The sequence below is a fragment of the Pedobacter nyackensis genome, from assembly GCF_900176505.1.
In the GTDB taxonomy this organism is placed as follows: Bacteria; Bacteroidota; Bacteroidia; order Sphingobacteriales; family Sphingobacteriaceae; genus Pedobacter; species Pedobacter nyackensis.
On the sequence record NZ_FWYB01000011.1, the window covers coordinates 31,234 to 51,196 of the forward strand.

The following is a 19,963-nucleotide window of genomic DNA, read 5'->3' on the forward strand; positions in this document are numbered from 1 at the left end:
AATAAGTATAAAAACATGGCAAAAGAAAAGTTTGACCGCAGCAAGCCGCACTTAAACATCGGCACAATCGGTCACGTTGACCACGGTAAAACAACCTTAACAGCAGCTATCACTAAAGTGTTATCTGATGCTGGTTTATCTGAGGCGCGTTCATTTGATTCTATTGACTCTGCTCCAGAGGAAAAAGAAAGAGGTATCACTATCAATACATCACACGTTGAGTATTCAACAGCTAACCGTCACTATGCACACGTTGACTGTCCAGGTCACGCGGATTACGTGAAAAACATGGTTACTGGTGCTGCGCAAATGGATGGAGCTATCATCGTTGTAGCTGCTACAGATGGTCCGATGCCACAAACTCGTGAGCACATTCTATTGGCTCGTCAGGTAGGTGTACCTTCATTAGTTGTATTCATGAATAAAGTGGATATGGTTGATGATCCTGAGTTATTAGAATTAGTAGAGATGGAAATTCGTGAATTATTATCATTCTATGAATTCCCTGGTGATGATATCCCTGTTATTCAAGGTTCGGCTCTTGGTGGCTTGAACGGAGATCCGAAATGGGTAGGTAAAATCATGGAATTAATGGATGCTGTTGATAGCTACATTCCAATTCCTCCACGTTTAACTGAGCTTCCATTCTTAATGCCTGTTGAAGATGTATTCTCGATCACTGGTCGTGGTACTGTAGCAACTGGTCGTATTGAGCGTGGTGTAATCAACTCTGGTGATCCAGTTGAGATCTTGGGTATGGGTGCAGAAAATCTTAAATCAACTGTAACAGGTGTTGAGATGTTCCGTAAGATCCTTGATTATGGTGAAGCTGGTGATAACGTAGGTTTATTGTTACGTGGTATTGAGAAAACTGATATCCGTCGTGGTATGGTTATTTGTAAACCAGGTTCTGTTAATCCTCACACTGATTTCAAAGCTGAGATCTATGTATTGTCAAAAGCAGAAGGTGGACGTCACACTCCATTCTTTAACAAATACCGTCCACAATTCTATTTCCGTACCACAGATGTAACTGGTGAGATCTCACTAGCTGAAGGAACTGAAATGGTTATGCCAGGTGATAACGTTACAATCAGTGTTAAATTGATCAACGCAATCGCAATGGAAAAAGGTCTACGTTTCGCAATCCGTGAGGGTGGTAGAACAGTAGGTGCTGGTCAGGTAACTGAAATTGTAAAATAGTCAATATCTCCTTCGGGAAGTATAGATAAATAAAGCAAAGTACTTAGGCTTTATCACCTAAGTACTTTGTTTAAATGAAAAGTACTGATTCTTAATATAAGAATTAATATACACGGGAATAGTTCAACGGTAGAATAGAGGTCTCCAAAACCTTTGATCAGGGTTCGAATCCTTGTTCCCGTGCAAAAAGATAATTATGGCTAAAGTAGTTCAATTTATTAAAGAATCGTACGAAGAAATGACCCAGAAGGTTACCTGGCCTACATGGGGAGAATTACAAAATTCTGCGGTGTTGGTTTTAGTAGCTTCATTAATCATTGCATGTGTAGTATTTGCAATGGATAAGGGATCTACTTTTGTTTTAGATACTTTTTATAAATCACTTTCTAATTAATAGAGCTCAATGGATGGTCAGTTGAAATGGTATGTAGTTAGAGCTGTTAGCGGTAAAGAAAAGAAAGTAAAGCAGTATATCGATTCAGAAATTAGTCGTTTAGGATTTTCTCATTTGGTACCTCAGGTATTGATACCAATGGAGAAATACTATCAGATGAAGGATGGTAAGAAGATCGCAAAGGAACGTAACTACTATCCTGGTTATGTTTTGATCGAAGCTATTTTAGATGGAGAATTAGAGCACATTATTAAGAACATTAATAGTGTGATTGGCTTTTTAGGGGATAAGGGTGGAAATCCGGTACCTATGCGCCAGGCAGAAGTTAACCGCATTTTAGGTAAAGTTGATGAGATGAGCCAGCAAGGTGAAACCATGAACGTAGCTTATTATGTTGGAGAGAACGTTAAAGTAATGGATGGACCATTTAATGGTTTTACAGGCGTTATTGAAGAGGTTAACGAAGAGAAGAAAAAATTAAAAGTTATGGTTAAGATTTTCGGAAGAAAGACTCCATTGGAGCTTAACTATATGCAAGTTGAAAAAGAATAGTTTAAACTATTTGAAACAATAATAAGATCTTAAATGTTACATGCTTCCAACATAATAACATTGAGTATTACTAATTAACAAAACAGAAAATGGCAAAAGAAGTCAGTGCGCTTGTTAAATTACAAATCAAGGGTGGAGCTGCAAATCCATCGCCACCAGTAGGGCCTGCGTTAGGTGCTAAGGGGGTGAACATTATGGAATTTTGCAAGCAATTCAATGCTCGTACCCAAGATAAGCCAGGTAAAGTATTACCAGTTGTAATTACTGTTTATGCTGACAAGTCTTTCGAATTTATCATCAAAACCCCTCCTGTTGCTATCCAACTTAAGGATGCTACTAAATTAACGAGTGGTTCTGCTGAGCCCAACCGTAAGAAAGTTGGTTCGGTGACTTGGGATCAGGTTAAGTCAATTGCTGAAGATAAAATGGTTGATTTAAACGCATTTACTATCGAATCGGCAATGAGTATGGTTGCCGGTACAGCACGCAGTATGGGAATCACCGTTAGTGGTGATGCACCTTGGACAAATTAATTAACAAAAAACAGTTTACAACAGTGGCTAAATTAACAAAAAATCAAAAAAAGGCACATGCTAAACTAGAATCTGGTAAAACGTATTCTTTAAAGGATGCGGCTGCTTTGGTAAAAGAGATTACTACAACTAAATTTGATGCATCAGTTGATATTGATGTTTCATTAGGTGTAGACCCACGTAAAGCCAATCAAATGGTACGTGGTATTGCTACTTTACCACACGGTACAGGTAAAACTGTACGTGTATTAGTTCTTTGTACTCCTGATAAGGAAGAAGAGGCTAAAGCGGCAGGTGCAGATTTTGTAGGTTTAGACGAATATGTAGCCAAGATTGAAGGTGGATGGACTGATGTTGACATTATTATCACTACTCCTGCTTGTATGGCAAAAGTAGGTAAACTGGGCCGCGTTTTAGGTCCACGTAACCTTATGCCAAACCCTAAGTCAGGTACTGTAACTAACGAAGTTGGTAAAGCAGTTACTGATGTAAAAGGCGGTAAGATTGATTTTAAAGTTGACAAAAGTGGCATTATACACGCTTCAGTAGGAAAAGTATCATTCCCAGCAGAAAAAATATATGAAAATGCATTAGAAGTACTTCAAGTAATTTCTAAGCTAAAACCATCTGCTGCAAAGGGAACTTATTTTAAGAGCATTCATGTTTCTTCAACTATGAGTCCTGGAATTGCAATCGAAACTAAATCAGTAGCGGGGATCTAATTATGAACAGAGAAGAAAAACACGTAGTCGTTTCGGCTCTTCAAGAGAAGATGCAGGAATTCGGTAATTTTTACATTGCCGATACATCTAGCTTATCTGTTGAGAAAATAAACAGTATCCGTCGTAAATGTTTCGAAAGCGGGATTGAAATGCAAGTTGCTAAAAACACTTTGATCAGAAAAGCGATTGAAGGTTTGGAAGGCGATGCATCAGAAATCTTTGCAGCCCTTAAAGGTCAGTCAGCATTATTATTCTCAACTACAAGTAGCGCTCCGGCGAAACTGATTAAAGCGTTGAGAAAAGGATCTGATAAACCTCAGCTTAAAGCAGCTTATATCGATTCATCAATATACGTTGGAGATAACCATTTAGATGCATTAGTGAGCTTGAAATCAAGAGAAGAGCTTATTGGAGACATCATTGGTTTATTACAGTCACCAGCTAAAAACGTGATATCGGCATTAAAGTCAAGTGGTGGCAAAATTGCAGGAATTGTTAAAACTCTTCAAGAAAGAGAAGGTTAAGGACACCTTAAAAGTTCATATTAAACAAATTATTTTTACGTAAATTTTTAAAATCTATAAAAATGGCAGATTTAAAAGCGTTTGCTGAGCAATTGGTAAACTTAACAGTTAAAGAAGTTAACGAATTAGCTCAAATCTTAAAAGACGAGTATGGTATTGAACCAGCTGCTGCTGCAGTTGCTGTTGCAGGTCCTGCTGGTGATGCTGCTCCTGTAGCTGAAGAAAAAACTACTTTTGATGTAATATTGAAAGAAGCTGGTGGTTCTAAATTAGCAGTAGTTAAATTGGTAAAAGACTTAACTGGTTTAGGTTTGAAAGAAGCTAAAGATTTAGTTGACGGTGCACCAAAAGAATTGAAAGCTGGTGTTTCTAAAGACGAAGCTAATGCTTTGAAAACTCAATTAGAAGAAGCTGGAGCTGTAGTTGAAATTAAGTAATAACTTAATTTAATATAACTTTAACATAGACTCCGACTGTATAGTCGGAGTCTATACCTGTTTATAAACATTTCATTTAGTTTGATTGATGAAATGCATTTAACGGCAAATCAAACAAATAGTTTATTCTTAAAGTAAATTAACTTTAGTCCATTGGCAAATAAAGTCGACCAAAGAGTAAATTTTGCACGTAGTAAGCATATCATAGATTACCCGGATTTTCTAGATGTGCAGTTGCAATCATTCAGAGAATTTTTTCAGATAGAAACCACTTCAGATAACCGTCACACAGAGGGTCTGTTTAAAGTATTCGCTGAAAACTTCCCAATCACAGATTCTAGAAACATCTTTGTTTTAGAATTCCTGGATTATTTTATTGACCCACCACGTTATGATATACCTGAGTGTATTGACCGTGGGTTAACTTATAGTGTTCCATTGAAAGCTAAATTAAAGCTTTCGTGTAATGATGCAGAACACGAAGATTTTGAAACCATCATTCAAGATGTATATTTAGGAACCATACCTTATATGACTCCTAAAGGTACGTTTGTAATTAACGGTGCAGAGCGTGTAATTGTTTCGCAACTACACAGGTCTCCGGGTGTGTTCTTCGGTCAAAGCCGTCACACAAACGGAACTAAATTATATTCTGCCCGTGTAATTCCTTTCAAAGGTTCATGGATCGAGTTTGCTACTGACGTGAATAACGTAATGTATGCTTATATCGACCGTAAGAAGAAGTTCCCTGTTACCACCTTATTGCGTGCTATTGGTTACGATTCTGATAAGGACATTCTTGAATTGTTTGATCTTGCCGATGAGGTTAAGGTTAGCAAATCAGGTTTGAAGAAATACATCGGACGTAAGCTTGCTGCAAGAGTATTAAGGAAGTGGGTAGAGGATTTTGTGGATGAGGACACTGGCGAGGTAGTTTCTATCGATCGTAATGAAGTGATCTTAGACAGGGATACTGTATTAGAAGACGACCATATTGATATGATCATTGATGCTGGTGTTAAAACGATCATCTTATCTAAAGATGATGGTGCAAGCCAGGCTGATTATACCATTATATATAATACTTTACAAAAGGATACTTCTAACTCTGAAAAAGAGGCTGTTGAAAACATCTATCGTGCTTTGCGTAACGCAGAACCACCTGATGAGGAAACTGCTAGAGGTATTATCGAGCGTTTGTTCTTCTCGGATAAACGTTATGACTTAGGTGATGTGGGTAGATACCGTATCAACCGTAAGTTGAAGATGGACACTCCTGATCATGTAAAGGTTTTAACAAAAGCAGATATTATTGCGATTGTTAAATATTTGATTAAACTGATCAACTCTAAAGAAGAGGTGGATGATATTGATCACTTGTCGAATCGTCGTGTTCGTACAGTAGGTGAGCAATTATACGCTCAATTTGGTGTTGGTTTAGCGCGTATGGCTCGTACCATTCGTGAGCGTATGAACATTCGTGACAACGAGGTGTTTACGCCAACTGACTTGATTAATGCCCGTACTTTATCATCGGTTATTAATTCATTCTTTGGTACAAACCAGTTATCACAGTTCATGGATCAGACGAATCCTTTGGCAGAGATTACGCACAAGCGTCGTTTGTCAGCCTTAGGCCCAGGTGGTCTGTCACGTGAGCGTGCAGGTTTCGAGGTTCGTGACGTTCACTATACGCACTACGGTCGTTTGTGTACGATTGAAACTCCAGAGGGACCAAACATTGGTTTGATTTCTTCTCTTTGTGTACATGCGAAGATCAACAACTTAGGTTTCATTGAAACGCCATACAAAAAAGTAGAGAATGGTATTGTTGCCATGGATGAACCGGTTATCTATTTATCTGCTGAAGATGAAGATGGTAAAACGATTGCCCAGGCCAATGCTTCTTATGATGATAAAGGTAATTTCACTACATCACGTGTAAAAGCGCGTTATGAGGGTGACTTCCCGGTTATTGAGCCTGAGAAATTAGACTTAATGGACGTGGCACCTAATCAGATTACTTCGATCGCTGCATCGTTGATTCCTTTCCTTGAGCATGATGATGCGAACAGGGCTTTGATGGGATCGAACATGCAACGTCAGGCCGTACCTTTGTTGCGTCCTGAGGCTCCAATCGTTGGTACAGGTTTGGAAGGTCGCGTAGCCCGCGATTCAAGAACACTGATCAATGCTGAAGGTGATGGTGTAGTTGAATATGTGGATGCAAATGAGATCACTATTAAATATGTTAGAAACGACGGCGATCGTTTGGTTTCTTTCGAAGGTGATAGTAAAACTTATAAATTAATCAAATTCAAGAAAACCAACCAGAATACTTGTATCAACTTGAAACCAATCGTTAAGAAAGGTCAGAAAGTTGTTAAAGGACAAGTACTTTGTGAAGGTTACGCTACTGAAAATGGTGAGCTGGCATTAGGAAGAAACTTAAAAGTTGCTTTCATGCCTTGGCAAGGATATAACTTTGAGGATGCGATCGTAATTAGCGAGCGTATTGTTCGTGAAGATATCTTTACCTCTTTACACATTGAAGAGTTTGAATTGGAAGTACGTGATACAAAACGTGGAGAAGAGGAATTAACACCAGATATCCCTAACGTTTCTGAGGAAGCTACTAAAGATTTAGATGAAAACGGTATCATCCGTATCGGTGCTGAGGTTAAAGAAGGTGATATCCTAATCGGTAAGATCACTCCTAAAGGAGAGTCTGATCCTTCACCGGAAGAGAAATTATTACGTGCGATATTTGGTGATAAAGCAGGAGATGTTAAAGATGCATCTTTGAAAACTCCACCATCTATCAGAGGTGTAGTAATTGACACTAAGTTATTCTCAAGAGCTAAGAAAACTACTAAAGCTGAAGAAAAATCGGCGATAGAGAAATTAGATAAGAGATATGAACTGGCTGTTTCAAATCTGAAAAATGAATTGGTAGACAAACTATTCCAGATTGTGAATGGTAAAACATCTCAGGGTGTATACAACGTTTATAAAGAATTGTTGTTCCCTAAAGGTGCTAAGTTTACTCAGAAAAGTTTGGCAGATCTTGAATTTGCGCACATCAATCCATACAAATGGACTACTGATGATGACAAAAATGATCAGATCAAATTATTGATACATAACTACGGTATTCGTGTAAACGAAGAGCTAGGCGCTTACAAACGTGATAAATTTGCCATCAGTGTTGGTGATGAATTGCCATCAGGTATTGTACAAATGGCTAAAGTTTATGTAGCTAAAAAACGTAAGTTGAAAGTAGGGGATAAGATGGCCGGTCGTCACGGTAATAAGGGTATTGTTGCCCGTATTGTACGTGATGAAGATATGCCATTCCTTGAAGATGGAACTCCAGTTGATATCGTGTTGAACCCACTGGGTGTACCTTCACGTATGAACTTGGGCCAGATCTATGAAACTGTATTGGCATGGGCGGGTAAAGAATTGGGTGTTAAATTTGCGACTCCGATTTTTGATGGTGCTAAACATGAGGAGGTAGAAGATTGGATCGCTAAAGCCGGTGTTCCTGCTTCAGGCAGAACTTATTTGCATAATGGTTTAACGGGTGAGAAATTTGACCAGCCAACAACTGTAGGTATTATCTACATGTTGAAATTAGGACACATGGTTGATGATAAGATGCACGCCCGTTCAATCGGACCATACTCATTGATTACACAACAACCATTGGGTGGTAAAGCCCAGTTCGGTGGTCAGCGTTTCGGTGAGATGGAGGTTTGGGCATTGGAAGCATTTGGTGCAGCCAATATCCTGCAAGAGATATTAACTGTTAAGTCAGATGATGTTATCGGTAGGGCCAAAACTTATGAGGCGATTGTAAAAGGCGAGAACCTTCCTACTCCTGGTGTACCAGAATCGTTTAACGTATTGGTGCATGAGTTACGTGGATTAGGTTTAGATATTACGTTAGACTAATGTTGAAAGTTATTTTGTTGGGGTGCTGTTAAGCATCCCAACTTTTTAAATTTTTCAACTTTCAAACAAAAGAGCTATGTCTTACAAAAAGGATAATAAATTAAAAAGCAATTTCACCTCGATTACCATTAGTTTGGCATCGCCGGAGGCTATTTTAGAGCGCTCTAGTGGTGAGGTGTTAAAACCTGAGACTATCAATTATCGTACTTACAAACCTGAACGTGACGGTTTGTTTTGCGAGCGTATTTTTGGTCCGGTAAAAGATTACGAATGCCATTGCGGTAAATATAAACGTATCCGTTATAAAGGTATTGTTTGTGACCGTTGTGGTGTTGAAGTAACGGAAAAGAAAGTGCGTAGAGAGCGTATGGGACACATCAATTTGGTGGTTCCTGTTGCGCATATCTGGTATTTCCGTTCATTACCAAATAAAATTGGATACTTATTAGGCTTACCTACAAAGAGACTTGACCTGATCATTTACTACGAGCGTTATGTAGTAATTCAGCCAGGTTTTATGGCAGAAGAAGGTATTCAGTTTATGGATTTCTTAACTGAAGAAGAATATCTTGATATTCTGGATAAGTTGCCTAAAGAAAACCAATATCTGGATGATAAAGATCCTAATAAATTCATCGCCAAAATGGGTGCTGAAGCATTAGAGGATTTATTAAAACGTATTGATTTAGATACATTATCATATAATTTGCGTCACCAGGCTGCAAACGAAACTTCTCAGCAACGTAAAAACGAAGCTTTGAAACGTTTACAGGTTGTTGAGGCTTTCCGCGGTTCAAGATCACGTATCGAGAATAACCCAGAGTGGATGATCATTAAGATTGTTCCGGTTATTCCACCAGAATTACGTCCTTTAGTTCCTTTGGAAGGTGGTCGTTTTGCGACTTCAGATTTGAATGATCTATATCGTCGTGTGATTATCCGTAACAACCGTTTGAAGCGTTTGATCGAGATCAAAGCTCCAGAGGTAATCTTACGTAACGAAAAACGTATGTTACAGGAAGCTGTAGATTCGTTATTTGATAACTCACGTAAAGTTAATGCTGTAAAAACTGAAGGTAACCGTGCTTTGAAATCCCTTTCTGATATTTTGAAAGGTAAACAAGGTCGTTTCCGTCAGAACTTATTAGGTAAACGTGTGGATTACTCGGCACGTTCGGTAATTGTTGTAGGTCCAAACCTTAAATTACACGAGTGCGGTTTGCCTAAGGACATGGCAGCTGAGCTGTTCAAACCATTTATCATCCGTAAGATGATAGAAAGAGGTATTGTTAAAACAGTAAAATCTGCAAAGAAAATTGTAGACAGGAAAGATCCATTAGTTTGGGATATTCTTGAGAATGTTTTAAAGGGACACCCTGTATTACTAAACCGTGCGCCTACGTTGCACAGATTAGGTATCCAGTCGTTCCAGCCTAAATTGGTTGAAGGTAAAGCGATCCAATTACACCCATTAGTGTGTACGGCTTTTAACGCGGATTTTGACGGTGACCAGATGGCAGTACATTTACCATTAGGGCACGCCGCAATCCTTGAAGCGCAAGTATTAATGCTTGCAGCACACAACATTCTGAACCCTGCAAACGGTACACCTATTACTGTACCTTCTCAGGATATGGTTTTGGGTCTTTATTACATTACTAAAGGCCGCAGAACTGACGAAGGACGTGTAGTTAAAGGACAAGATTCTTCTTTCTATTCTCCGGAAGAGGTTATCATTGCTTATAATGAGAAACGTATTGATCTTCATGCATTTATTAAAGTAAAAGTAAATGTAAAATTAGAGGATGGTACGATTGTTAATAAGTTGACAGAAACTACTGTAGGACGTGTACTATTTAATCAAATGGTTCCGGCGGAAGTAGGTTATATCAACGAATTGCTTACCAAGAAATCATTAAGAGATATCATTGGTGAGGTTGTTAAAATCACAGGTATGGCACGTGCATCAAGGTTCCTTGATGACATTAAGGAATTAGGTTTCCAAATGGCATTCCGTGGTGGTTTATCATTTAACTTACAGGATGTAAACATCCCTGCTGAGAAGCAAGTTTTATTAGAACAAGCTTCTGCAGAAGTTGATGAGGTAAGAAACAACTATAACATGGGTTTCATTACCAACAACGAGCGTTACAATCAGATTATCGATATCTGGACACGTATTAATAACCGTTTAACATCATTCGTGATGAACCAGTTATCTAGCGATAACCAAGGTTTCAACTCGGTATATATGATGTTGGATTCTGGAGCCCGTGGTTCGAAAGAGCAGATTCGTCAGCTATGCGGTATGCGTGGTTTGATGGCTAAGCCTCAGAAATCAGGTTCAGGTGGTGAGATTATTGAAAACCCGATCTTATCAAACTTTAAAGAAGGTCTGTCGGTATTAGAGTACTTTATCTCTACCCACGGTGCTCGTAAAGGTTTGGCGGATACGGCTTTGAAAACTGCCGATGCTGGTTACTTGACACGTCGTTTACATGATGTGGCCCAGGATATGATCGTTAATTCTGAGGATTGCGGTACATTGAGAGGTATGTTTACTACTGCATTGAAAGATAACGAAGACATTGTTGAGCCGTTATATGACAGAATTTTGGGTCGTATTTCACTACATGATGTATTCAATCCATTAGATGGACAATTATTGGTAGGTGCCGGACAGGATGTAACTGAAGAGATTGCTAAAAAAATCGAAGAGTCTCCATTAGAAGGTATTGAAATTCGTTCGGTATTAACCTGCGAAAACCAAAGAGGAGTTTGTGCGCTATGTTACGGTCGTAACTTAGCAACTGGTAAACGTGTTCAAAAAGGTGAGGCTGTAGGTGTAATTGCTGCACAGTCAATCGGTGAGCCGGGTACACAGTTAACATTACGTACGTTCCACGTTGGGGGTACTGCATCAAACATTGCTGCAGAATCTCAGATCATGGCTAAATTTGATGGTGTCATCGAATTTGAAAACGTTCGTACGGTTGCTACAAAAACTGAAGATGGTGATACGCAGATTGTATTGGGACGTTCAGGTGAATTTAAGATCGTTGAGCCAGTTACTGGTAAGATCATCATGACAAATAACATTCCTTATGGTTCATTCTTATATGTTGAGGATGGAGCTAAAATCACTAAAGGTGACAGGATTTGTTCATGGGATCCGTACAATGCGGTAATTATCTCGGAATTTGCCGGTAAGATTGAATTTGATGCAATCATTGAGGGTGTAACCTTCCGTGAGGAGTCGGATGAGCAAACTGGTCACCGTGAGAAAGTAATTATCGATACACGTGATAAAACTAAAAACCCTTCTGTAAGGATCGTTGACAAAAAAGGCGAATTGATCAGAGGTTATAACATCCCGGTTGGTGCGCACATTGCCATCGACGAGGGTGATATGGTTCAAACAGGTCAGATCTTAGTTAAGATACCTCGTGCAACTGGAAAAACAAGGGATATTACGGGTGGTTTACCACGTGTAACTGAACTTTTCGAAGCACGTAACCCATCTAACCCTGCTGTAGTAACAGAGATTGATGGTGTGGTAACTTTAGGTGGTGTTAAACGTGGTAATCGTGAGATGACCATCGAATCTAAAGACGGTGAGGTTAAAAAATACCTTGTTCCATTGTCTAAACACATCCTGGTACAGGATAATGACTTTGTGAAAGCTGGTATGCCTTTATCTGATGGTTCAATTTCACCTGCTGATATTTTGGCAATTAAAGGACCTGCTGCTGTACAAGAATACTTAGTGAATGGTATCCAGGAGGTTTACCGTTTACAAGGTGTGAAAATTAACGATAAGCACTTTGAAGTTATTGTACACCAGATGATGCAAAAAGTTCACATCGAAGATCCGGGAGATACCACTTTCTTAGAGAACAACTCTGTAGATCGTTGGGACTTCATGATCGAAAACGATGAGATCTATGATAAAAAGGTTGTCGTTGAAGCTGGTGACTCTAACACAGTTAAACCTGGTCAGATTGTTTCATTACGTAAATTAAGAGATGAGAATTCTCAATTAAAACGTAGAGATTTGAAACAAATAGAGGTACGTGATGCAAGACCTGCAACTGCGAGCTCTATGCTACAAGGTATTACTCGTGCGTCATTAGGTACGAAATCATTTATCTCAGCAGCATCGTTCCAGGAAACTACAAAAGTGTTGAACGAAGCAGCGATTGCTGGTAAACGTGATAACATGCTTGGATTGAAAGAAAACGTAATTGTTGGACACTTAATCCCTTCAGGTACTGGTGTACGTGGATATGAGCGTATCATTGTAGGTTCACAAGAAGAATACGATAAATTATTAGCTTCGAAACAAGACGAAGTAGAAGCTTAATACTTTAATATATTATTTCTTAAATCCCCCTTCTTTTAAAGTTGGGGGATTTTTTTTGACCACTCAATACTAAAATTTATCTAAGTTTGTTATATGGAAGAACAAAACAACGACAATCAACTGAATATTGAACTTTCTGAAGAAATTGCAGAAGGTATATTTTCTAATCTGGCTATTATCACCCACTCCAATACGGAGTTTGTACTGGATTTTATCAGGGTAATGCCTGGTGTTCCTAAAGCAAGGGTTAAATCGAGAATTATATTGACTCCTGAGCATGCTAAGCGTTTATTAGCTGCTATGCAAGATAATATTGAAAAGTATGAAGCTGCAAATGGACGTATTAAGACACAAGAGGAGCCTCCGGGTTTTCCAATGAATTTTGGTGGACCAGCTGCTCAGGCTTAATTGGTCTTCTGAGTAACATAATCGATGACGGCATGATCTTGTCCGGGTTCAAACCAGACAGTGCTGTCATCTCTTCTAAACCAGGTTAACTGGCGTTTTGCGAAGCGCCTGGTGTTCTGTTTTATTTTTTCAACGGCTTCAGGTAAGGTAAGTTCACCATCCAGATGTGCAAATATTTCTGAATAGCCCACTGTATTTAAAGCATTGTATTTCCTAAACGGTACTAATCCTTTAACTTCTTCAAGCAATCCCGACTCCATCATTTTATCTACCCGCGTGTTTATACGGTTGTAGAGCTCAGCACGGTCCATATTCAGTCCGATTTTGATAATATTGAATGGCCTTACCTTTTTGCTATTGGTTAAATGCGCTGAGAGTTTTGTACCTGTAGACAAGTAGAATTCCAAACCTCTGATCATGCGTTGGGGATTAGCCTGATCAACTTTGTTGTAATATTCGGGGTCATATTCGCTGAGCTGTTTTTTAATGGATTCCAACCCTTCATTTGCAAGTTGTTGGTTTAGCTTTTCACGGATGGCGAGATCTGTTTCAGGGAGATCATCCAGCCCGTTACATACGGCATCGATATAAAGGCCTGATCCACCTACCATAACCAGCAACTCATGTTTTTTAAAGAGCTGATTAATCAGGTCAATGGCCTGTATTTCGAAATCACCTGTGCTGAACAGATTTTGAATGCTATGGGAGTTTACAAAATGGTGGGGGGCAGCGGCCAGTTCTTCGGCGGAGGGCTTTGCAGTGCCGATCTCCATCTCTTTAAAAAACTGTCTGGAATCCGCTGAGATAATTTCAGTAGAAAAGTGCCTGGCCAATGAGATGGCCAGGGCAGTTTTTCCTATTCCTGTTGGACCGACGATTACGACTAAAGTCTTATTTAATGCCATAATAGGGCATTAATAATCGTCTTCCTTATATTCTTCGTCTTCGAAGTCATTGTCTGCGAACTCGTCCGTATCGTCTGAGTCTTCTTCAGCATCCTCTGATTTTTCTTCGGTGTTGATTCCTCTTCCACCCATTGCTTCAATCTCTTCGGTATCCTCGGGTACGAAGTCCATTTCATTTAAGAAGTCAAACTCTGTAGATACAGGATTTGAAGATACAGCTACAGCATCAAAGTTGTTCTTCTCGATTATTTTAGGGGCTTCTCCGGTACTTTTTACCAGGAATGGATATTCGATGTTAGGATCTGTATCAAGAATGATCTTGATGAGTTCTACATGGAAATCAAAAGGACGATCGAAGTTATAGATGTAATAAAATTTCTGATGAGGATCTTCGATGAACTTGTTAAGTTTGGAATTTTCCATCAAAGTCACTCCTCTGTCGATCTTACGCTGAACTGGCAAATAAGCAATTTCATCACCTTTTATCCAGTTATCAGTACTCACAAAAAATGAAGATGATTTTTCAGCAGAATACCCCGTAGAGCGGTGTATTGCTTTATGTAAATCTTCAAATGTTTGGGTGGACTTTATATCTATTTCCCTTACTACTTCATCGAAATCTTCGAAACTTATTCTAAATCTATAAATTGCCATTTTAGCCTCTTTTCTAGGTATAAAATTAAAAAATAAAATATACTTTATATAATTGTATTAACGCTTTATTGGCTGAAGCCCGAACTCTTTAGCTTTTTCAAGCATAAACTGTAATGCGTTGTCGTATGTGTTTGTTATTTCGCCTTCAAGAATTGCTTCTCTTATGGCGTTTTTAATCAGGCCAACTTCTTTTCCTGCGCTTAATCCGAAAATTTCCATGATGTCATTTCCGGAAATAGGAGGTTGCCAGTTTCTGATTTTATCGCGGTCCTCGACATCTTTGAGCTTCTGTTTTACCAATTCAAAGTTATTGCGGTATTTTTTTACTTTGTATTCATTTTTGGTGGTTACATCAGCATTGCACAGGATCATCAGACTTTCAATATCTTCTCCGGCATCAAATAAGAGTCGTCTTACCGCCGAATCGGTTACCACTTCCTGTGCCAGAACAATAGGGCGGAGATGTAGTTGTACCATCTTTTGTACAAACTTCATCTTTTCATTCAAAGGAAGTTTAAGGTGTGCAAATATTTTGGGTACCATCCTTGCACCTTTGTCTTCATGGCCATGGAAGGTCCAGCCGTGGCCTTCTTCGAAGCGTTTGGTTGCAGGCTTCGCAATGTCGTGTAAAATTGCAGCCCACCGTAGCCAAAGGTCTTCAGTAGCTTCGCAGATATTGTCTAGTACCTGCAAAGTATGATAAAAATTATCTTTATGTCCTTTGCCGTTTATGATATCAACGCCATAAAGATTTGACATTTGTGGAAATATAAGATGCAGGAGCCCTGTATCAAATAAGTATTTAAATCCAATGGATGGGATTTTTGAAAGGATGATTTTGTTCAGCTCATCAGTTATCCGTTCTTTGGAAACAATGCTGATGCGTTCTTTTTGCTTCTTTATGGCATTTATTGCCTGTTCATCAATTGAGAAGTTGAGTTGTGAAGCAAAGCGAATGGCACGCATCATGCGTAGCGGATCATCAGAAAAGGTAAGCTCTGCATCTAATGGTGTTCTGATTAATTTGTTCTCCAGATCTACCAAGCCATTAAATGGATCAACCAGTTTGCCATAGTTTTCCTTGTTTAAGGAGATCGCAAGGGCATTAATGGTGAAATCTCTTCTTAACTGATCATCTTTAATCGTACCATTCTCGACAATGGGTTTACGCGAATCTGAGCGATATGATTCTTTCCTGGCACCTACGAATTCTATTTCGAGGTCCTGGTATTTTAGCATTGCCGTACCAAAGTTTTTAAAAACCGCTACCTTACTTTTCAGCTGTTTCCCTGCGAGTTCGGCAAATTCAATTCCATTTCCAAGCACTACAATATCAATGTCTTTAGATGGCCTGTGCAGGAAAATATCCCTCACATAACCCCCAATAATATAGGCTTCAATATGATGCGCGTCGGCTATGTCGGCAAGAGCTTTAAAAACAGGGTGTTGTAAATGTTGTTCCATTGATGAGATTGCAAAAGTAGTAAAACTTACCTTCTAATAAAGGAAAATTGACCTCCGGGCGCTAATTTCATAATGGTTGATGGTTTTTTTTGCGTTTTGATCTCCTGTTCCCAATCAACGATATGATCAACCTGCTCTTTTATTTCATCGCTTATTTCGTCGAAAAAGAGTGGGGTTGGAGCACCGGATATATTTGCTGAAGTTGATATGATAGGTTTGCGAAATCTTTGAATCAGTTGTTGACAAAAGTCATGTTTCACGATTCTTATGCCTATGCTTCCATCCGCATTGATTGCATTTTTTGCCAGATTCTTTGCTCCTGGGAATACGAGGGTGAGTGGATTTTCAGTATACTCAATCAGATCATAGGCCACATCAGGTACTTCTGTTACATAACTCTGCAACTTAGCATCGGTGTCTAAAAGAATGATAAAGCTTTTGTCGGCAGCGCGACCTTTAATTTCGTTGATTTTTGCAACGGCCTGCTCATTGGTGGCGTCACAGCCCAATCCCCAAACCGTGTCAGTTGGGTAAAGGATTACTCCTCCATTTTTTAAAACAGCGAGTGCCTTTTCAATTTCTGTTCTTAGCATAGGGTAAAATTACAGTTTTATCTAAAGTTTTAGTGTATAACTGCATCATTTGCCTGCTTATCTGCTCATTATTGAATTTTTGAACGTAAGCTATGCCTTTTTCTTTCATTTCTGTTTGCAGATTGGGGTCTGCCAATATGGTGTTGATGGCGTTAGCCATTGCAACGTGGTCGTAAGGCTGAACATATAAGCTCGATGGACCTCCGGCTTCTTCCAGGCAGGAGCCGGTTGCAGCAACGACCGGAACGCGGGTGTATAGCGCCTCGATTATTGGTATACCAAACCCTTCGAAAACTGATGGGTATGCAAAAGTGGCGGCGAGTTGGTAAATGACAGGAAGATCGGTAAATGGGATGTTTTTTAAGAACATTACCCGGTCCTTTAATCCAAGCTTTTGGATTTCTTCTTCTACCAATTTAAAGTAAGCTGTTTTTTTACCAATAACTACCAACTTATAATCTTCATTTACATTTTTTAGGGCCTTTATCAAAGTAACCAGGTTTTTTCTGGTTTCGATGGTGCCAACATTTAAAATATACTGATCTGGTAAGTTATATTTTTGCTTCACCACCTTTTTCACTTCATCATCCGCAATTGATTTGAAACTATCGTCACAACTTTGATAAACGACTTCAATTTTCTCGGGATGTACCTTGTAAAATTCAATGATATCTTGTTTGGTTTGCTCACTAATAGCAACGATACGGTCGGCCTGTTCACAGGCATACTTTGTTTTTAGCTTATAGATAAAGCGATCAATAGCTCCGAAGTTCTGGGGGAATCGGATGAAGATGAGGTCGTGTATGGTTACTATAGATCGGATACCGGTTTTATGGATGCCAATTGGAAGTTCATGACTTAAGCCGTGATAGAGGTCTATCTGATCTTTTATCAGCTGTCTTTTAATGCCTAGTGTTCTCCACAGCAAGCCTTTTGTTTCAGGTAATTTGAGCAGAATTCCCTTGGTGTTGGTAAAAAACTTAATCTGGGGATTGTCTTTTACTTTGGGGCTGTAAACGAAATATTGGTTTTGAGGGAAATAATTTGCCAGGTGGGCAATTAGCGAGCGACTGTAGTTACCTAAGCCGGTAAGATTATTAGCAGCTCTTTTTCCATCAAAACCAATTTTCATTATTTATTAAATTATACTGCTACGTTGTTTTCTCTTAATGCATCATTCAAAGAAGTCTTTTTATCAGTTGATTCTTTACGTTGACCAATGATCAAGGCACAAGGAACATGGTATTCACCTGCAGGGAATTTCTTTGCATAGCTACCAGGAATTACTACTGAACGTGCAGGAACGATGCCTTTATATTCAATAGGAGTTGGGCCAGTTACATCAATAATTTTGGTAGAGGCTGTTAATACCACATTGGCACCTAAAACTGCTTCTTTTTCTACGCGTACACCTTCAACAACGATAGCTCTTGAACCCAGGAAACAGTTATCTTCGATAATTACCGGAGAAGCTTGAATTGGCTCTAGAACGCCACCAATACCAACACCACCACTTAAGTGTACATGTTTTCCAATTTGAGCACATGAACCTACAGTTGCCCATGTATCCACCATAGTACCTTCGTCAACATATGCGCCGATATTTACATAAGAAGGCATCATAATTACGCCTTTGGCTAAATATGCTCCATAACGTGCACTTGCACCAGGAACAACCCTTACACCAATTTCTTTGTAATTAGTTTTTAATTTCATTTTGTCATGGAAAATAAAAGGGCCAACTTCCATTTCCTTCATTTGTCTGATAGGAAAGTAAAGTATAACAGCTTTTTTAATCCACTCATTGACGCCCCAGGAGTTCAGCACAGGCTCTGCAACGCGTAATTCTCCCTTATCTAACTGCATAACTACAGTTTCAATTGCTTCGCAATGTTCACTATATTCTAATAAAGTTCTGTCGTCCCAAGCGGCTTCTACTAACTTTTTTAATTGTGCTATCATGATTGATTGTTATTTTTTGACAAAATAAATCAATTTTATGTATTGAGCGATCTTTTCTGTGTATTTTCCTCTAGAAAAGTTTATAAAATTGTTATTATAACTATTTTTGGGGTGTTATGAGTGAACAGGAAAAATTACGGATAGACAAATATTTATGGGCCATCAGGTTGTTTAAGACCAGAAGTCTGGCCACTGAGGCTTGCAGAGCGGGCCGTGTTAAATTTAATGGTCAGAATTTGAAGCCTTCGGCTATTGTCAAACCCGGGGATGTATATCAGGTGTCGAGGGGAATAGAGAAGAAAGTAATTGAGGTAGTTGAATTGCTGTATAACAGGGTAGAATCGAAGATTGCGGTCACCAAGTACAAAGACATTACTCCGCTAGAGGAAACACACGGATTTAAATCTATGTTCCATGCACCGGCGCTTAAAAGAGATCGCGGTACGGGCAGGCCTACTAAAAAAGACAGACGGGAAACTGATGATTTAATAGGGGGGATGTTTGAGGAAGATTAGGCAGGTAGTGCCGGTTTATCCAGTAAACGTAATCGATAAGCTTGCATAGCTGTTTTTCCTAGTTTTTTAATCAATTGATAATTGGCCACAGCACCAACTGCGGCGCCAACTACCGGGAGGAGTTGTGCCAGTTTAGCGAGGTCTATATAGTCTCGGTATTCCTGTTGAAAGGTAAGCCAGTCAAAATCTTCAGGTTGTTCGGGAAGAGCGGAGCGCTGGCTTTCCCAATCTTTAAGATGCAGAAAAACTTTTGTAGTGCCTTGTTTACTCGAAAATGCCAATTGAAAAATATAAAGGATGTAAAGGCGCTCCCTGAAGTCTTTTACATCGAAGCCGTATAGCGCGGCAATCTCAAAAAGCATTTTTAGTTTTATACCAATTAAGATTGGGAAATCTGCCATGCTCATTAAAAATCCGCCGGCACCTGTTATGCCTCCTTCGGCAGCTCCTGTTTTGCAATAATTATCTATTTTTTGCAGGATAAGTGCCTCCCGATGAATCATGCTCATTTCCTTTGGCGGCATGGCTGTTGTGGTGTAAGTGGATCCGTAGAGCACGGTCTTTACCATACCTTTCATGGCAGTTGTAATGGCTTGATGAACTTTTTTGGGGATATAGCTATTGATCTTTTTCTGAACACTGTTCGTAACTTTATTTAGAAGAGAAGGTTTTTGCATCATTTCTCTTTTCCAGAATTCAAGCTCGATTTTTATTTTTTCTTCATACTTCATAGCCAAACAAAATTACATTAATTCCACCAGATCTTTTTTTAGTAGT

At 39.1% G+C, this 19,963-nt stretch carries 18 protein-coding genes and 1 tRNA gene; 12 read left to right on the plus strand and 7 right to left on the minus strand.

What is annotated here, in order from left to right; genetic code table 11:
• Positions 1-15: 15 nt before the first annotated feature.
• The 11 genes from tuf to B9A18_RS17830 all read left to right on the plus strand — a co-directional run bounded on the left by tuf (position 16) and on the right by B9A18_RS17830 (position 13,093).
• Positions 16-1,203, plus strand: coding sequence for an elongation factor Tu (gene tuf / locus B9A18_RS17780; RefSeq protein ID WP_084290896.1), 1,188 nt, complete (start codon positions 16-18; stop codon positions 1,201-1,203).
• A gap of 112 nt (positions 1,204-1,315) precedes the next feature.
• Positions 1,316-1,386, plus strand: a tRNA-Trp gene (locus B9A18_RS17785).
• A 13-nt stretch (positions 1,387-1,399) separates the two neighbouring features.
• The gene (gene secE / locus B9A18_RS17790) at positions 1,400-1,597 is read left to right on the plus strand and encodes a preprotein translocase subunit SecE (protein WP_012781011.1); all 198 of its coding nucleotides are present in this window, start codon (positions 1,400-1,402) and stop codon (positions 1,595-1,597) included.
• A 9-nt stretch (positions 1,598-1,606) separates the two neighbouring features.
• Entirely contained in the window at positions 1,607-2,149 is a 543-nt protein-coding gene (gene nusG / locus B9A18_RS17795) for a transcription termination/antitermination protein NusG (RefSeq protein ID WP_084290897.1), read from the plus strand.
• Between the two features lie 89 nt (positions 2,150-2,238).
• The gene (rplK, locus tag B9A18_RS17800) at positions 2,239-2,682 is read left to right on the plus strand and encodes a 50S ribosomal protein L11 (protein WP_084290898.1); all 444 of its coding nucleotides are present in this window, start codon (positions 2,239-2,241) and stop codon (positions 2,680-2,682) included.
• Positions 2,683-2,705: 23 nt separating this feature from the next.
• Entirely contained in the window at positions 2,706-3,404 is a 699-nt protein-coding gene (rplA, locus tag B9A18_RS17805; RefSeq protein WP_084291015.1) for a 50S ribosomal protein L1, read from the plus strand.
• A 2-nt stretch (positions 3,405-3,406) separates the two neighbouring features.
• A complete protein-coding gene (rplJ, locus tag B9A18_RS17810) occupies positions 3,407-3,928 on the plus strand; it encodes a 50S ribosomal protein L10 (protein WP_084290899.1) in 522 nt (173 codons plus the stop codon).
• A gap of 62 nt (positions 3,929-3,990) precedes the next feature.
• A complete protein-coding gene (rplL, locus tag B9A18_RS17815; protein ID WP_084290900.1) occupies positions 3,991-4,365 on the plus strand; it encodes a 50S ribosomal protein L7/L12 in 375 nt (124 codons plus the stop codon).
• Between the two features lie 153 nt (positions 4,366-4,518).
• Positions 4,519-8,322: a DNA-directed RNA polymerase subunit beta gene (gene rpoB / locus B9A18_RS17820; RefSeq protein WP_084290901.1), complete on the plus strand. Its 3,804-nt coding sequence runs from the start codon at positions 4,519-4,521 to the stop codon at positions 8,320-8,322.
• Positions 8,323-8,398: 76 nt separating this feature from the next.
• Entirely contained in the window at positions 8,399-12,685 is a 4,287-nt protein-coding gene (gene rpoC / locus B9A18_RS17825) for a DNA-directed RNA polymerase subunit beta' (RefSeq protein WP_084290902.1), read from the plus strand.
• Between the two features lie 93 nt (positions 12,686-12,778).
• On the plus strand, positions 12,779-13,093 hold the full coding sequence (locus B9A18_RS17830; RefSeq protein ID WP_084290903.1) for a DUF3467 domain-containing protein: 315 nt from the start codon (positions 12,779-12,781) through the stop codon (positions 13,091-13,093).
• Here B9A18_RS17830 and miaA read toward each other — a convergent pair.
• Genes miaA through B9A18_RS17860 form a run of 6 tightly spaced genes read right to left on the minus strand, consistent with a single transcriptional unit; the run spans position 13,090 to position 18,671 of the window.
• Positions 13,090-13,998, minus strand: coding sequence for a tRNA (adenosine(37)-N6)-dimethylallyltransferase MiaA (gene miaA, locus B9A18_RS17835; RefSeq protein ID WP_084290904.1), 909 nt, complete (start codon positions 13,996-13,998; stop codon positions 13,090-13,092). The genes B9A18_RS17830 and miaA overlap by 4 nt on opposite strands.
• Before the next feature lie 9 nt (positions 13,999-14,007).
• Positions 14,008-14,652 (minus strand): IS1096 element passenger TnpR family protein, encoded by a 645-nt coding sequence (locus B9A18_RS17840; RefSeq protein ID WP_084290905.1) that lies wholly within the window; start codon positions 14,650-14,652, stop codon positions 14,008-14,010.
• Between the two features lie 57 nt (positions 14,653-14,709).
• On the minus strand, positions 14,710-16,116 hold the full coding sequence (locus tag B9A18_RS17845) for a CCA tRNA nucleotidyltransferase (RefSeq protein WP_084290906.1): 1,407 nt from the start codon (positions 16,114-16,116) through the stop codon (positions 14,710-14,712).
• 26 nt (positions 16,117-16,142) lie between these two features.
• Positions 16,143-16,709: an L-threonylcarbamoyladenylate synthase gene (locus B9A18_RS17850; protein ID WP_084290907.1), complete on the minus strand. Its 567-nt coding sequence runs from the start codon at positions 16,707-16,709 to the stop codon at positions 16,143-16,145.
• Positions 16,690-17,841, minus strand: a complete 1,152-nt coding sequence (locus B9A18_RS17855; RefSeq protein ID WP_084290908.1) for a glycosyltransferase family 4 protein — start codon at positions 17,839-17,841, stop codon at positions 16,690-16,692. The genes B9A18_RS17850 and B9A18_RS17855 overlap by 20 nt, the downstream gene beginning before the upstream one ends.
• 11 nt (positions 17,842-17,852) lie before the next feature.
• Positions 17,853-18,671, minus strand: coding sequence for a 2,3,4,5-tetrahydropyridine-2,6-dicarboxylate N-succinyltransferase (locus B9A18_RS17860; protein WP_200816389.1), 819 nt, complete (start codon positions 18,669-18,671; stop codon positions 17,853-17,855).
• 116 nt (positions 18,672-18,787) lie between these two features.
• Here B9A18_RS17860 and B9A18_RS17865 point away from each other — a divergent pair, with 116 nt between their 5' ends.
• The gene (locus tag B9A18_RS17865) at positions 18,788-19,186 is read left to right on the plus strand and encodes an RNA-binding S4 domain-containing protein (RefSeq protein WP_084290910.1); all 399 of its coding nucleotides are present in this window, start codon (positions 18,788-18,790) and stop codon (positions 19,184-19,186) included.
• On the opposite strand, the gene B9A18_RS17870 is transcribed toward B9A18_RS17865, so the two are convergent.
• On the minus strand, positions 19,183-19,917 hold the full coding sequence (locus B9A18_RS17870; protein WP_084290911.1) for an EcsC family protein: 735 nt from the start codon (positions 19,915-19,917) through the stop codon (positions 19,183-19,185). The genes B9A18_RS17865 and B9A18_RS17870 overlap by 4 nt on opposite strands.
• Between the last annotated feature and the right edge of the window lie 46 nt (positions 19,918-19,963).